General features: G+C 47.1%; 14 protein-coding genes. All 14 read left to right on the top strand.

What is annotated here, in order from left to right; translation table 11 throughout:
* Positions 1-217 precede the first annotated feature (217 nt).
* Positions 218-1,102, top strand: a complete 885-nt coding sequence (gene hslO, locus NSQ58_RS05205) for an Hsp33 family molecular chaperone HslO (protein ID WP_028542509.1) — start codon at positions 218-220, stop codon at positions 1,100-1,102.
* Positions 1,103-1,122: 20 nt separating this feature from the next.
* Positions 1,123-2,067, top strand: coding sequence for a peptidyl-prolyl cis-trans isomerase (locus tag NSQ58_RS05210; protein ID WP_028542508.1), 945 nt, complete (start codon positions 1,123-1,125; stop codon positions 2,065-2,067).
* Positions 2,068-2,306: 239 nt separating this feature from the next.
* Positions 2,307-3,245, top strand: a complete 939-nt coding sequence (gene cysK / locus NSQ58_RS05215; RefSeq protein ID WP_028542507.1) for a cysteine synthase A — start codon at positions 2,307-2,309, stop codon at positions 3,243-3,245.
* 126 nt (positions 3,246-3,371) lie between these two features.
* Entirely contained in the window at positions 3,372-4,994 is a 1,623-nt protein-coding gene (locus tag NSQ58_RS05220) for an anthranilate synthase component I family protein (protein WP_339201222.1), read from the top strand.
* A gap of 5 nt (positions 4,995-4,999) precedes the next feature.
* Positions 5,000-5,575, top strand: a complete 576-nt coding sequence (gene pabA / locus NSQ58_RS05225) for an aminodeoxychorismate/anthranilate synthase component II (RefSeq protein ID WP_013308153.1) — start codon at positions 5,000-5,002, stop codon at positions 5,573-5,575.
* Positions 5,576-5,578: 3 nt separating this feature from the next.
* A complete protein-coding gene (locus tag NSQ58_RS05230) occupies positions 5,579-6,475 on the top strand; it encodes an aminotransferase class IV (protein ID WP_339201223.1) in 897 nt (298 codons plus the stop codon).
* Entirely contained in the window at positions 6,472-7,338 is an 867-nt protein-coding gene (gene folP, locus NSQ58_RS05235) for a dihydropteroate synthase (protein ID WP_023986456.1), read from the top strand. Before NSQ58_RS05230 ends, folP begins: the two co-directional genes overlap by 4 nt.
* A gap of 457 nt (positions 7,339-7,795) precedes the next feature.
* Positions 7,796-8,158 (top strand): dihydroneopterin aldolase, encoded by a 363-nt coding sequence (gene folB, locus NSQ58_RS05240; protein WP_023986457.1) that lies wholly within the window; start codon positions 7,796-7,798, stop codon positions 8,156-8,158.
* A 9-nt stretch (positions 8,159-8,167) separates the two neighbouring features.
* Positions 8,168-8,716, top strand: coding sequence for a 2-amino-4-hydroxy-6-hydroxymethyldihydropteridine diphosphokinase (gene folK / locus NSQ58_RS05245; protein WP_023986458.1), 549 nt, complete (start codon positions 8,168-8,170; stop codon positions 8,714-8,716).
* On the top strand, positions 8,668-8,868 hold the full coding sequence (locus NSQ58_RS05250) for a helix-turn-helix domain-containing protein (RefSeq protein ID WP_175405216.1): 201 nt from the start codon (positions 8,668-8,670) through the stop codon (positions 8,866-8,868). Before folK ends, NSQ58_RS05250 begins: the two co-directional genes overlap by 49 nt.
* Before the next feature lie 45 nt (positions 8,869-8,913).
* Positions 8,914-9,942 (top strand): tRNA dihydrouridine synthase DusB, encoded by a 1,029-nt coding sequence (gene dusB / locus NSQ58_RS05255; protein ID WP_023986459.1) that lies wholly within the window; start codon positions 8,914-8,916, stop codon positions 9,940-9,942.
* A 214-nt stretch (positions 9,943-10,156) separates the two neighbouring features.
* A complete protein-coding gene (gene greA / locus NSQ58_RS05260) occupies positions 10,157-10,633 on the top strand; it encodes a transcription elongation factor GreA (RefSeq protein ID WP_013308160.1) in 477 nt (158 codons plus the stop codon).
* A gap of 110 nt (positions 10,634-10,743) precedes the next feature.
* Positions 10,744-12,264: a lysine--tRNA ligase gene (lysS, locus tag NSQ58_RS05265; protein ID WP_339201225.1), complete on the top strand. Its 1,521-nt coding sequence runs from the start codon at positions 10,744-10,746 to the stop codon at positions 12,262-12,264.
* A gap of 90 nt (positions 12,265-12,354) precedes the next feature.
* On the top strand, positions 12,355-13,692 hold the full coding sequence (locus NSQ58_RS05270) for a TrkH family potassium uptake protein (RefSeq protein ID WP_023986461.1): 1,338 nt from the start codon (positions 12,355-12,357) through the stop codon (positions 13,690-13,692).
* Positions 13,693-13,718 lie beyond the last annotated feature (26 nt).

The raw sequence follows: 13,718 nt of genomic DNA on the forward strand, positions 1-13,718 counted from the left end.
AAGTGGGTATAAGCTGCCGCTGAGTCCAACCGAATGATTTTATCGGTTTGGATTAGCGGCGTTTTTCGTCTATACTGAAATATGTTACGTTTTTGAACAATTCGCGTGATCTGTAGATGCAGGTTGTTTATATAGTAGGAAATTATGCTTCAATGATGAGCAATACTAACGAAAATAAGCAGCATAGCTGTCCTGGTGAATAGGGGAGGATATCAATATGGAAAATAAGCAGGATCGACTTATTCGTGGCACAGCCATGGATGGGAGGGTTAGAGCTTTTGCTGTTCGGACAACTCAATTGGTAGAGGAATTGCGGAGAAGACACGATACGTATCCAACGGCTACCGCTGCTTTGGGGCGAACCCTCACAGCAGGTGCTATTATGGGTTCTATGCTAAAAGGAAAAGAGCGATTGACCATTCAAGTTAAAGGTGATGGACCGATTGGGCAAATCGTCGTTGATGCCAATGCTGTAGGGGAAGTGCGAGGTTATGTTACTGAACCGCATGTGCATTTGCCAAGCAATAGTATGGGCAAACTGGATGTAGCGGGTGCCGTAGGTACAGAGGGGTTCATTCATATCATCAAGGATTTGGGGTTAAAAGAACCGTATCGCGGCAGTACTCCGATTATTTCCGGTGAACTGGGTGAGGATTTTACCTATTATTTTGCCAAATCGGAACAGACCCCGTCAGCGGTGGGCTTGGGTGTGCTGGTAGATACGGATAACACGGTTATTGTGGCCGGTGGATTTATTATTCAGTTGCTTCCAGGCTTGAATGATGATGAGATTACTGCGATCGAAAATGCAGTCAGCTCCATTCCACCCGTTACTGCTTTGCTGGATCAAGGGTTGGAACTTGATGAAATGCTGCGCTGGATGCTGCCGGACGTTCGGATTCTCGATGAATTGGATATCCATTTTCAATGTGAGTGTTCACGTGAGCGCGTGGAAAAAACATTGATCAGTTTGGGAGAAAGCGAATTAGAGCAGTTAATTGAGGAAGAAGGACAGGCTGAGGTCGTATGTCACTTTTGTAATGAGGCTTATCAGTTTAATAAGGATGAATTGCAAAATCTGTTAGATCAAGCCAAATCCTAACCGGATGGGCGGTGCAAGCGATGACTACACGGGAAAAAGGATTATGGACAGCTGTCATTATTCTGACCGTTAGCGTCGCCGCCTTGGGTGGTCTTATCATGCTTCGGGGGCTGTCAAAGCCGGGTGATGTAAGCAAGGATGACGGCGATCATACTGTGGCGGAGATGGGTCAGGAAGGCATATCGGAGGAACAGTGGGTAGCGGAACTGAAAAAGCGATATGGAACCAATACGCTGTTGCAAATGTTGAATCGTAAAGCCGTGCAGGCTGAAACCAAGCGTCTCGGTATCAAGATCACCCAAGAGGATTTACAGCAGGTGCTGGAGCAGGATAGTAAAGGGTATGACTCAGATCATGCCTACTTTGATGAAATGCAGCGACAGTTTGGCTTAGATCCGGTTGACTTGCGGAATGAAGCGGAATACCGGATTGGTTTGGAGAAAATAGCCACGCAGGGTATTCAAGTTCAGGAAGCTGAGATTGACGAGTATTGGGAACAGCACCCTGAGGAATTTGCCGTCGGTAAGCAGATCCAATTGGCAGCTCTTTATGTGGATAATGCGGAGGAAGCAGAAGCGTTGCTAGATCGGGTCAAGCAGGGGGAGAGCTTCGATGTGCTGATTCAAGAGTACTCAGGTAAGCCTTTTGGCAAGGATAGCAGCGGGCAGTTGGGATGGGTGGATGAATATGATCCATTGCAACCGGAGGCGATCATGAAGGCGGCGAGAGAGCTAAGCTCCGGGGATGTTGCAGGTCCGATCTCTGTTAACGATGGCTATGCTGTCATTTATGTACAGGATGTCCGGTTGAAGAATTCTCCGGATAAGCAGCAGATCCGGCAGCAAATTCGCCGATCTCTTGCGCTTGCACAGGCCGCTCCTTTGGAAGAGGTCGAGAAGAGTCTACGTGATAAATATGGAGCGCGTATTTTATCTGGAAAAGATGCATCCTCCGCTGCTCTGTAACGTAGTGAAAGAATATTGGTTTGAAGGAAGCACGATGCTGATAACGCGGGTTGACAGCATCGCGGCTTACTCACTCGTATTGACATTGGAATTGAAGATTGTTATGATTAGCGTATAAAACCCACTATTTTTATCGGAAATTAAATGAACGGTACAGAATTAAAGTGATTGACTAAGAATGATCTACAAAATGATTTCGCAATTTTTAATACATCATCTACAGTCAGGGAGGAATTATCATGGCTAAAGTTGTTAATAACATCACCGAACTTATCGGGGAAACTCCCCTCGTTCGGCTCAACCGGATCGTACCGGAAGATAGCGCCGAAATTTATTTGAAACTGGAATATCAGAACCCAGGCTCCAGTGTAAAAGATCGTATTGCGATTAGCATGGTAGAAGAAGCTGAACGTGAAGGTCTGCTTAAGCCAGGCGGTACGATTATTGAAGCAACTAGCGGTAACACAGGAATCGGCTTGGCTATGGTTGCTGCTGCGAAGGGCTATAAGGCAGTAATCGTTATGCCAGAAACGATGAGCATAGAGCGTCGTAATTTGTTGCGTGCTTATGGAGCCGAACTTGTGCTAACACCAGGATCAGAAGGCATGAACGGGTCCGTTAAGAAAATGGAAGAATTGCTGAGTGAAAATCCGGAATATTTTGCTGCTGAGCAGTTCAAGAACAAAGCTAATATCAAAATTCACCGTGAAACGACCGGTCCTGAGATTGTGGAAGCCATTCGTTCCATTGGCGGAACTCTGGACGCTTTTATAGCTGGAATAGGTACTGGCGGAACCATTTCTGGTGCCGGAGAAGTGCTTAAGAAAGAATTCCCTGATATTAAAGTTGTGGCTGTAGAGCCTGCCTCTTCCCCACTGTTAGCAGGCGGTAAGCCAGGACCCCACAAAATTCAAGGACTTGGTGCCAACTTTATTCCTGAAATTTTAAACCGCGATATCTATGATGAAATTATTCATGTAGAAAACGATGAAGCTTTCGAGGTAGCACGTAGAGTGGCCAAGGAAGAGGGCATTTTGTCCGGTATTTCATCTGGCGCGGCTGTTCATGCGGCTTTGAAACTTGCTAAGCAATTGGGCAAGGGTAAACGGATCGTTGTCATTGTTCCAAGTAATGGAGAACGTTACCTGAGCACACCACTATACAATTTCGAGCTGTAATTATGTCGTAATTGTGTATACTATACGTAAGGATTCCCTCATTTCCCTGTTGCAGGGGGGTGGGGGTTTCTTTTTAAGGAGAGAATATAGACTTATTGAAAAGTAGGGAAGGGGAAGCACACACGGATGAAATCGACAGCTAGAGTGACGGAGACGCAGTGGCAGGTTTGGCAGGAGGAAGGCTGGAGCATACTTCCCTATATTGCTGAGTACCCATTACCCGTGGGGGGGCTACCGTCATCGTGGCGGAAGGCTTGGGAGGATTCGTCTCCATATGCCTTTTTGCTGGAGAGCGCTAAAGGTGGGAGGTACACCTATCTGGCCTTAAATCCGGTTGCTATATTGGAGGGCAAGGGAGAACATGCAGTTTGGACTGATTTGCAAAGCGGGAAACATGGAGAAATGCATGGTCAACCTTTGAAAGTCATGAGCAACTGGATCGCTCCTTACCGTGCGCCGCGTGTACCTGGCATGCCTTTTTTCTCTGGAGGATTTGCGGGTTATCTTGGCTACGATGTAGCTCGCTCGTTGGAGCGTTTGCCATCTCAAGCTGCAGACGATACGGACATACCTGATTATGTATGGATGAGGGTGGATGAGCTATGGATTTACGATCACGAAAAATCCTCCATATATTGTGCTGTTCATATGCCCGCTCCTGCGCATTCCGATAAAGTCAGTAGTGATACCGATTTGACCAATCGCGTTATGCAGGATGGGCCGAATCCTATACTTTGCGAGCGTTACGCGGAAGCTGCCCAACGTGCAGAACGTATGCTGACTCAGTGGAATAACATCATAAATGCAGGAGAGATTGATTCTGCGTACCCTCGTCGTTGTGCTAGGCTCGCCGAAGAAGGGTTAGAGGCTGCTCATCTTGAATCTGAAGGCTGGACAGCGGCATTCAACCAACAAGATTTTGAACAAGCCGTGAAACGTGTGCAGGAATACATTGCCCAAGGGGATGTATTCCAGGTCAACTTATCGATTCGTCAGCAACGTGCGCTTACAGCCCTCCCTGAAAATATATATGAATGGCTTCGTCTGCTGAATCCTTCCCCTTATATGGGTATGCTGCGTATGCCAGATTTACGGATCGTTAGTGGCTCGCCGGAATTGTTGGTGAAGCTGGAGGATGGACGTGTGAGCGCCCGACCAATTGCAGGTACGAGAAGAAGAGGGCTAACACCGGATGAAGATGCCGCTATGGCAGCAGAGCTTCTATCAAGCGAAAAGGAACGCGCCGAGCATATTATGCTCGTCGATCTGGAGCGTAACGATATCGGACGGATTGCCGAATACGGATCGGTGCATGTGCCTGAACTGCTGACGGTCGAATACTATTCGCACGTTATGCACCTGGTTTCTCAGGTTGAAGGAAAATTAGCCTCGGGTCGTACAGCTATAGATGTAATTGCTGCTACCTTTCCAGGCGGAACCATTACCGGGGCACCCAAGGTGCGCACCATGGAAATTATTGAAGAATTAGAGCCCGTTCGTCGGGGGCCTTATACAGGGTCCCTTGGATGGATTGACTATAACGGCAATATGGAATTAAATATTATAATAAGAACACTAGCTGTTAAAGGCAGCACTGCCTATTTACAGACAGGTGCGGGGATCGTCATTGATTCAGACCCGTACAGGGAATATCGGGAATGTCGGAACAAGGCTAGAGCTGTCATGAAGGCGGTACAATGTGGTGAAGAAGAAGCCGCTTTGAGCAGAAGCGGTATCACAGGAGGGTGAGTCGTATGATTTTGGTGATTGATAATTATGATTCGTTTACGTACAATCTTGTTCAATATTTAGGTGAACTTGGCGAAGAAGTAACCGTAAAACGGAACGATGAGATTGATGTGAAAGGCATAGAAGAGCTGGCACCAGAGCATATTTTGATCTCGCCGGGTCCATGCACGCCGAATGAGGCAGGGATATCACTGGATGTGATCAGCCATTTTAAAGGTCGCATTCCGATTTTTGGCGTTTGCCTCGGCCACCAGGCCATCGGACAGGCTTTCGGCGGTAAGGTTATCCGGGCTGAACGACTCATGCACGGTAAAACATCACCGATTCTTCATCACAATACGTCAGTATTTGAAGGCTTGCCTTCTCCGTTCACAGCAACCCGGTATCACTCATTGCTGGTGGAGCGCGAGAGTCTGCCTGAGTGTCTAGAGATTACCGCGGAAACCGCAGAAGGTGAAATTATGGGTTTGCGGCATAAAGAATTTGCCGTAGAAGGAGTTCAGTTCCATCCAGAATCCATTATTACGGATTATGGGCATCAACTGTTACGCAATTTCCTAAAACGCAAGGTAGGCGTCTGATTCATGAAATATATCGGAGTCAACGGCGTCCTCACGGAAGCCGCAAAAGCCGTGATTCACGTAAGTGATCACGGCTTTTTATACGGAATGGGCTTGTTTGAAACATTCCGCACCTACAAGGGTGTCCCATTCTTGCTGGATCGGCATCTACATCGACTGCAGGAAGGTTGCCGAATGCTCGGCATTCCTTTTCAACTGGATGAGGAGCAACTTACGAGACACATCCAACATCTGATGGTGGCGAATGGACTGGATGAAGCCTATATCCGTTACACCGTATCAGCGGGCGAAGAGGTGCTAGGATTGCCGACAGGGGACTATACGCGTCCTAATCATATTCTGTTCGCTAAACCGTTGCCCTCTACCAATACACAAACCGGGCAATCCACTTCCCCATCGGCGCTTCAGTTGTTGCGAACTCCCAGAAATACTCCAGAGGGTGAGGTTCGCTTAAAGTCGCTCCATTATATGAATAATATTCTTGCAAAGCGGGAACTTCAGCAGTATGCCGAGGCTGTCCGTTATAAGGCTGAAGGAATGATGCTTACGGCGGATGGTTTTCTGGCAGAAGGAATGGTCAGCAATCTGTTCTTTGTGCGGAACAATACGTTGTATACCCCTGACTTGTCTACAGGGATTCTGCCAGGCATTACGCGTGAGTTCATTTTGGAGCTGGCGCATCTGCGAGACATTCCTTGTGAGCAAGGCCTGTACCGCTGGGACGAGCTGAAACAGGCTGATGAAATTTTTATGACCAACTCTATACAAGAAATACGGCCCGTGGATTTGTTGTTGGAGCCGGGAGGAGCAACGAACCATTTATCGGTTCCCTTGACACAGCCCAGGTCCATAACAGCTTTGCTGTTGCACGATTATAGACAGAAAGCAGGGATCAAGTGAACATACCGACCCTTTATCAACGTAGTTACCGAATGGGGGATGCCGAGCTTACGCTCGGACATTCCACACAGATCATGGGTATACTGAATGTGACCCCGGATTCATTTTCCGATGGAGGATTACATTATAGTCCCGAGATTGCTGTTTTACATGCATTGAAGCTGGTGGAAGATGGAGCGGATATCATTGACATTGGTGGGGAGTCTACTCGCCCGGGTCATGATCCAGTAGGTGTGGAAGAGGAGCTGGCTCGGGTCATTCCGGTCGTTCAGGCCATCCATCGTATCGCACCGCACATTCCGTTATCTGTAGATACTTACAAAGCCGAGGTAGCCAGGCAGGCGCTTGAGGCTGGCGCACATATCATTAATGATGTGTGGGGGTTTAAGGCAGACCCCGATATGGCACGTGTAGCTTCGGAATTCGATTGCCCGGTCATTTTGATGCATAATCGTCATGACCGTAACTATAGTGATTTGGTTTCTGATATGCTGTCCGATTTAAAAGAAAGTATCCGATTAGCGCTGGATGCGGGGGTACGTGAGGAACAGATCATTTTAGACCCAGGTATCGGTTTTGCCAAGGATTACGATGAAAATATTCATGCCATGACTTCTCTCGATACATTGAGTCAGCTGGGCTTTCCGCTGTTATTGGCTACGTCGCGCAAAAGGTTTATTCGTACAGCACTGGATTTGCCTGTGAATGATGTGGTGGAGGGCACGGCGGCTACCGTTGCCTTTGGCATTGCTCAAGGGTGCCAGATTGTGCGTGTACACGATGTGGCGCAAATCAAGCGCACCGTACGTATGTGTGATGCGATGGTGTACGGGTCTAAAAATGCACTGAGTTATGGTGGTTAGAAGACGCTTCATGAATGATTTGATCCTGCGATCGCTGTTGCAATGGGATTCTTTTGAATTGGTAAACATATGACTGTTAGAATCCCGTTGCAAAGGCGAGCGCTTCGCTTCTCCGGATTCAAATCCTTCATTCCGCTACAACGCGCCATAAAGTCACTGTATTTTTAGGGAGTTATTTATTGTGTAAGGTGAACAGAAGAATAGATCAAGTAGAACGAGAACGGAGTAGGCGGAATGGTGCTGTACAAGCAAAGCGGTCGCTTTAAAAGCTTTCCGTAGGAAAGCTCGCTTCGGAAGCATCACTTCCCCGAATTTCTACCTTTATTATAGGTTTTATTCAAGAAATCTGGGGCAGTGGCGATGGGGAGCACCATCCGACTGCGCAATGGCACGATACGAAACTTCTAAGTTGAGCTTATTGAGAAAATCTAATAAAAAACAGGGGGGGATACCCACGATGGATAAAATGGTTTTGCATCGTATGGAGTATTACGGATATCATGGCGTTTTTCCAGAGGAGCGCAAGCTGGGACAACGTTTCTATATTGATTTGGAACTGGAGCTTGATCTGCGTGAAGCGGGTGAGCAGGATGCCTTGGACAAAACGGTTAATTACGCCGAGGTGCATTACACCGTTAAAGATATTGTAGAAAAGGAATCTTACCAATTGATTGAAGCTTTGGGCGAACGTATTGCATCTTCCCTACTGGACACTTATACTAGTGTCAATGCACTGACTGTCAAAGTCACGAAGCCGCATCCGCCGTTTGATATTCATTTTCAGGGCGTGACGGTTGAGCTTTATCGCGCAAGAAAGTAGGAACGATACATGAATGCACATTCGACCTCTGAGGCATCAGAGGCTTATATTGCTTTAGGGGCTAATTTGGGGGAGCGCGAGCATACCCTGTATGAAGCCATTACGGCGCTGGACGAACATCCGGGTATACGGGTGCTTCGGTGCTCCAGCCTGTACGAAACAGAGCCTGTTGGGTATCTGGATCAACCTTCTTTTTTGAACATGACGGTAGCCGTATCTACAACACTTGCTCCAGAGGAGCTTCTGGTATATATGCTGGAGGTGGAGAGTCGTCTAGGGAGAGTAAGACACATTCCTAATGGGCCACGAACCATTGATCTGGATTTGTTATGGATGGAAGCGGCGCAACTGGCTACACCGGATTTGGAGCTTCCTCACCCTCGTATGTTGGAGCGTGCTTTTGTGCTGGTTCCTTTGGCTGATATCGTTCCGAACCAAGATCCGTCCGGTCTGTACAGTATCGTGCATACTGCATTGAATTCTGTGGATGGAAAGGACGGCATACAGCTTTGGAAAACATGCAGCTGGCGCAACGACTCCGCGCCTTTCGGAAGCTAAAAGGGTTCACACAGCAGGAGTTGGCAGAACGTACTGGTATATCTTTGACTGTATTAGGTGCTGTGGAGCGAGGCAATCGTAGAGTAGACCCAGACATGCTGAACATCATCGCCCAAACGCTAGAAATTGAAGTCCGGGAACTGACGGAATGACGATAAGTATACGATATAAAAGAAGGAATAAAGGGGTGAACAGATATGTTGAAAATCGGCGATATTGAAATGAAAAACCAAGTCGTCTTGGCACCCATGGCAGGCGTGTGCAATCCTGCTTTTCGCTTGATCGCCAAGGAGTTCGGTACAGGCTTGGTATGTGCAGAGATGGTTAGTGATAAGGCCATCATTCACGGCAACAAGCGTACACGTGAGATGCTGTTTGTAGATGAGCGCGAGAAGCCGCTTAGCTTGCAAATTTTTGGAGGCGACCGCGAATCTTTGGTGGAAGCAGCGAAGGTGGTAGATCAGGAAACGAATGCAGATATTATTGATATCAATATGGGCTGCCCGGTTCCCAAAGTGACCAAATGTGATGCAGGTGCTCGTTGGCTGCTCGATCCAAACAAGATTTATGAAATGGTATCGGCGGTAGTGGAATCGGTAAGCAAGCCGGTTACCGTGAAAATGCGTATTGGTTGGGATAGCGAGCATATTTATGCCGTAGAGAACGCTCGCGCTGTTGAACGTGCCGGAGGTCAGGCCGTTAGCGTACATGGCCGTACACGGGAGCAACTGTATACGGGACATGCGAATTGGGATATTATAAAAGAAGTTAAAGAAGCAGTTTCCATTCCTGTAATTGGAAACGGTGATGTGGCATCACCGGAAGATGCCCGCCGCATGCTGGATCTGACCAATTGTGATGGCGTTATGATCGGACGCGGTGCTCTGGGGAATCCGTGGATGCTCTACCGTACGATTGAGTACTTGCAATCAGGTGAGCTGTTGCCCGATCCTTCACCGGAAGAAAAAATCCGCATTGCCATTCTGCATATGGATCGTCTGGTTGCATTGAAGGGTGAAGCGGTAGCTGTCCGTGAAATGCGCAAGCATCTGGCTTGGTACCTCAAGGGGTTTAAAGGTTCTGCACGTATTAAGGATGTCATTATGGAAGAAACAAAGCGCGACGATATGGTACGTATTTTGGATCAATTTGTATCTCAATTGCACATGGTAGAAAACGATGAGCCTTCTACAAGTGCTGCTTCTCCTGCTGCTGTTGCGCAATAAGGAAGCTGTTCCGGCCTGCGCACGCGATTGACTTTTCCAATTGCTTGCCCTATAATCGTTCAGTATAAAATCTTGATGTATGCTACAAATTGTGTGCAGCTCTCAAGACAACAGCAGGAAATGTTCTCATTCCCTCAGAGTGGCATATTATGTTTTGAAAGCGTGCATTCCGATGCACTTTTAAACTTTTCCCATGACAGGAGAATCGGTTAAGATGAGCGATAAAGAAGTCATTCTGACACAGGAAGGTCTTAGAAAGCTCGAAGATGAGCTTGAGAACTTAAAGTCTGTCAAACGCCGCGAAGTGGCTGAACGGATTAAGGTAGCCATCGGATACGGAGATATTAGTGAAAACTCCGAATATGAGGATGCGAAGAATGAGCAGGCCTTTATTGAAGGCCGTGTAATTACGTTGGAAAAGATGCTACGCAATGCCCGCATTATCAATAGTGATGAAATTGACACCGATGTTGTGGGAGTAGGTGCAACTGTGACCGTTGAAGATTTGGAATTCGGAGATATTACAGAGTATGCTATCGTAGGTTCCGCCGAATCCGACCCGCTACAGAATAAGATTTCGAATGAAAGTCCGGTTGGCAAGGCAATTCTCGGTAAGAAAAAGGGAACTGTTGTGGATGTCACCGTTCCAGCAGGCGTTATTCAATATAAAATCGTGGATATCAAGAAATAAGACACGGACTTTGGAATTTAATGTAAAAGCTTCCTTGTGGAAGCTTTTTTTCTCTACACCCGGACGGACCCCGGCCCGTCTATTCATATTGAAGGAGCTGATTTAGCACCATGTCGGATGAAACTACTAACCAGGAAACACAAGAAAATCGCGAGGAATTAAGTGAACTATTACAAATTCGTCGTGCCAAATTGGACGAGCTTCGCGCATTGGGCATTGATCCTTTTGGACGCAAATACATACGCACGGCTGAAGCGGGCGTACTACTGAACAAGTATGACAGTTTGACTAAGGAAGAACTGGAAGAAAAGAATATTGAAGTTAGCATAGCAGGCCGTATTATGGCTAAACGTGTTATGGGAAAAGCCAGCTTTGCTCATATACAGGATCTTAGCGGACGTATTCAAATTTATGTTCGTCAAGACACGGTACCTGAATCCAAATATAAAGCATTTGGTATTTTGGATCTGGGTGATATTGTTGGTGTTAAGGGTGTGCTCTTCAAGACCAAAACGGGCGAAACGACAATCAAAGTGCTGGATATTGAGGTCTTGTCCAAATCCTTGTATCCATTACCAGAGAAATATCATGGCCTGAAGGATGTTGAATTGCGTTACCGTCAGCGGTATGTCGATTTGGTTATGAACCCTGAAGTACAAAAAACGTTCATTACACGGTCCCGTATTATTCAATCCATGCGTCGTTATCTCGATTCGCTCGGCTATTTGGAAGTTGAAACCCCAACATTACATTCCATTGCTGGCGGGGCGGCGGCGAAGCCATTTGTTACGCACCATAATGCATTGGACATGCAGCTTTATATGCGTATTGCTATTGAACTCCATTTGAAACGACTAATTGTCGGCGGAATGGAGAAAGTATATGAGATCGGTCGTGTTTACCGTAATGAAGGTATTTCGACCCGCCATAACCCTGAGTTTACGATGATTGAGCTGTATGAAGCGTATGCTGATTATAAAGATATCATGCAATTGACGGAAAACATGGTTGCACATATTGCGCAGGAAGTACTGGGCACACAGCATATTCAATATCAAGGCCAGGAAGTGGATCTGACGCCGCAATGGCGCAGAGTCTCCATGGTTGATGCTGTTAAAGAAGTAACAGGCGTAGACTTTAGCGTGCAGATGAGTAATGAAGAAGCTCATCGCCTTGCGAAAGAGCATAAAGTTTCGGTTGAACCGCATATGACATTTGGCCATATCCTGAATGCATTCTTTGAGCAGTTCGTAGAGGAAACGCTTATTCAACCGACCTTTATTACTGGACATCCGGTTGAAATTTCGCCGTTGGCCAAGAAAAACGAACAAGATCCGCGGTTTACGGATCGCTTCGAGCTGTTCGTGGTTGCTCGTGAGCATGCGAATGCGTTCACTGAGCTGAATGATCCAATCGACCAGCGCCAACGTTTTGAAGCACAATTGCTGGAACGTGAGCACGGTAACGACGAGGCGCATGAAATGGATGATGACTTTATCCGCGCCTTGGAATACGGGATGCCACCAACAGGTGGACTGGGCATCGGCATCGATCGTTTGGTTATGTTGCTGACAGATGCGCCTTCCATTCGCGATGTGCTGCTTTTCCCGCATATGCGTAACCAACAGTAGAATAACATAACATTATGAATATAGAGGATCAGCCGGGCTTCCCGTGTCTTGTTCCTCTTTTTCATAAGAACGGATGGAGAGAATACTCTAATGAAACGCAGCGTCAAGCTTAGTCGGTTCGCATCGCCTCCTTTTATATTGGTCATCGGATATTTATTGATTATTGCATTGGGTACTTTGCTACTGATGCTTCCTGTTGCCAATCATAGTGGTCATGCTCCGCATTGGATTGATTCGCTTTTTACGTCCGTCTCAGCCGCTTGCGTCACAGGACTGGTCGTTGTTGACGTCGATTCAACGTATACGATGTTTGGCGAAACCGTCATTTTGGTGCTGATGCAGCTAGGCGGGCTGGGGTTTATGACCTTAGCGACCTTGTTTGCGCTGTTGTTGGGGCGGCGATTATCGTTAAAGGATCGGTTGCTGCTTAAGGAGGCTATTAATGCCGATAGCATGGAAGGGATCGTGCGTATTATTCGCAAGGTGCTGATCTTTTCTTTTACCATTGAGGCGATAGCTGCCGTCGTCTTAGCTTTGCGGTGGATGCGAGAGATGCCTGTCGGACAAGCGATATATTATGGAATATTCCATTCCGTATCCCTCTTTAATAACGGGGGATTCGATCTGTTCGGGACTAGCTTCCAACAGTACGCTGGAGATTTTGTTTTCAATATGATTGCATCTGTGCTCGTTATATCAGGAGGCTTGGGTTTCCTTGTACTTAGCGATCTGTTCGATTTTCGCCGTACCCGGAGACTGTCTCTACACTCCAAAATGGTGCTTAGCGTGTCGGGAGTGCTCATTGTGGTTGGTGCGCTGGTTTTATTTGTTTTTGAGTTTACCAATGCACGAACCTTGGGTGCGCTGAACTGGGAAGGCAAAGTATATGGAGCTGTCTTTCAATCGGTCTCCACGAGATCATCAGGTACGAGCACAGTCGATATCAGCGGGTTAAGGCAGGCAAGTCAGTTTTTTATTATGTTGCTGATGATTATCGGTGCTTCTCCGGGCTCCACGGGAGGAGGAATTAAAACGACTACGTTTCTGCTTATGGTAGGTGCGCTAATCGCCGTCATGCGAGGACAGAAGGAAATTGTGTTTTTCCGTCATAGGGTCCCCAAAGATATCATGATGCGGGCGCTGACCATTATTGTACTGGCCCTATTTATATTCTCGATTGTGGTTATACTGCTCTTAATGACAGAGGATGCGCCATTTCTCTCCCTTGCATTTGAGGCTGCTTCCGCAATTGGAACGGTAGGGTTGTCTGTAGGAGTGACGCCAGGATTGTCTGACGCAGGCAAGCTGATTATTTGTGTGACTATGTTTATTGGTCGGATTGGTCCTCTTACGATTGCCTATGCCATTCGTCCACGCTCGACCAAGACATTGTACCGTCGTCCCGAAGGTCATATTGTAATTGGATAGTGTATCTGTAAAAAAAGATGTACCCG

Source organism: Paenibacillus sp. FSL M7-0134, assembly GCF_038007865.1.
GTDB classification, from domain to species: Bacteria; Bacillota; Bacilli; order Paenibacillales; family Paenibacillaceae; genus Paenibacillus; species Paenibacillus polymyxa_B.

What these genes read in the sequence shown, in the direction of transcription:
- folK (WP_023986458.1), top strand. Translation starts at nt 8,168, where the DNA reads ATGAATGCACATTCGACCTCTGAGGCATCAGAGGCTTATATTGCTTTA.
- lysS (WP_339201225.1), top strand. Translation starts at nt 10,744, where the DNA reads ATGTCGGATGAAACTACTAACCAGGAAACACAAGAAAATCGCGAGGAA.
- dusB (WP_023986459.1), top strand. Translation starts at nt 8,914, where the DNA reads ATGTTGAAAATCGGCGATATTGAAATGAAAAACCAAGTCGTCTTGGCA.
- NSQ58_RS05270 (WP_023986461.1), top strand. Translation starts at nt 12,355, where the DNA reads ATGAAACGCAGCGTCAAGCTTAGTCGGTTCGCATCGCCTCCTTTTATA.
- folB (WP_023986457.1), top strand. Translation starts at nt 7,796, where the DNA reads ATGGATAAAATGGTTTTGCATCGTATGGAGTATTACGGATATCATGGC.
- cysK (WP_028542507.1), top strand. Translation starts at nt 2,307, where the DNA reads ATGGCTAAAGTTGTTAATAACATCACCGAACTTATCGGGGAAACTCCC.
- pabA (WP_013308153.1), top strand. Translation starts at nt 5,000, where the DNA reads ATGATTTTGGTGATTGATAATTATGATTCGTTTACGTACAATCTTGTT.
- hslO (WP_028542509.1), top strand. Translation starts at nt 218, where the DNA reads ATGGAAAATAAGCAGGATCGACTTATTCGTGGCACAGCCATGGATGGG.
- NSQ58_RS05220 (WP_339201222.1), top strand. Translation starts at nt 3,372, where the DNA reads ATGAAATCGACAGCTAGAGTGACGGAGACGCAGTGGCAGGTTTGGCAG.
- greA (WP_013308160.1), top strand. Translation starts at nt 10,157, where the DNA reads ATGAGCGATAAAGAAGTCATTCTGACACAGGAAGGTCTTAGAAAGCTC.
- NSQ58_RS05230 (WP_339201223.1), top strand. Translation starts at nt 5,579, where the DNA reads ATGAAATATATCGGAGTCAACGGCGTCCTCACGGAAGCCGCAAAAGCC.
- NSQ58_RS05210 (WP_028542508.1), top strand. Translation starts at nt 1,123, where the DNA reads ATGACTACACGGGAAAAAGGATTATGGACAGCTGTCATTATTCTGACC.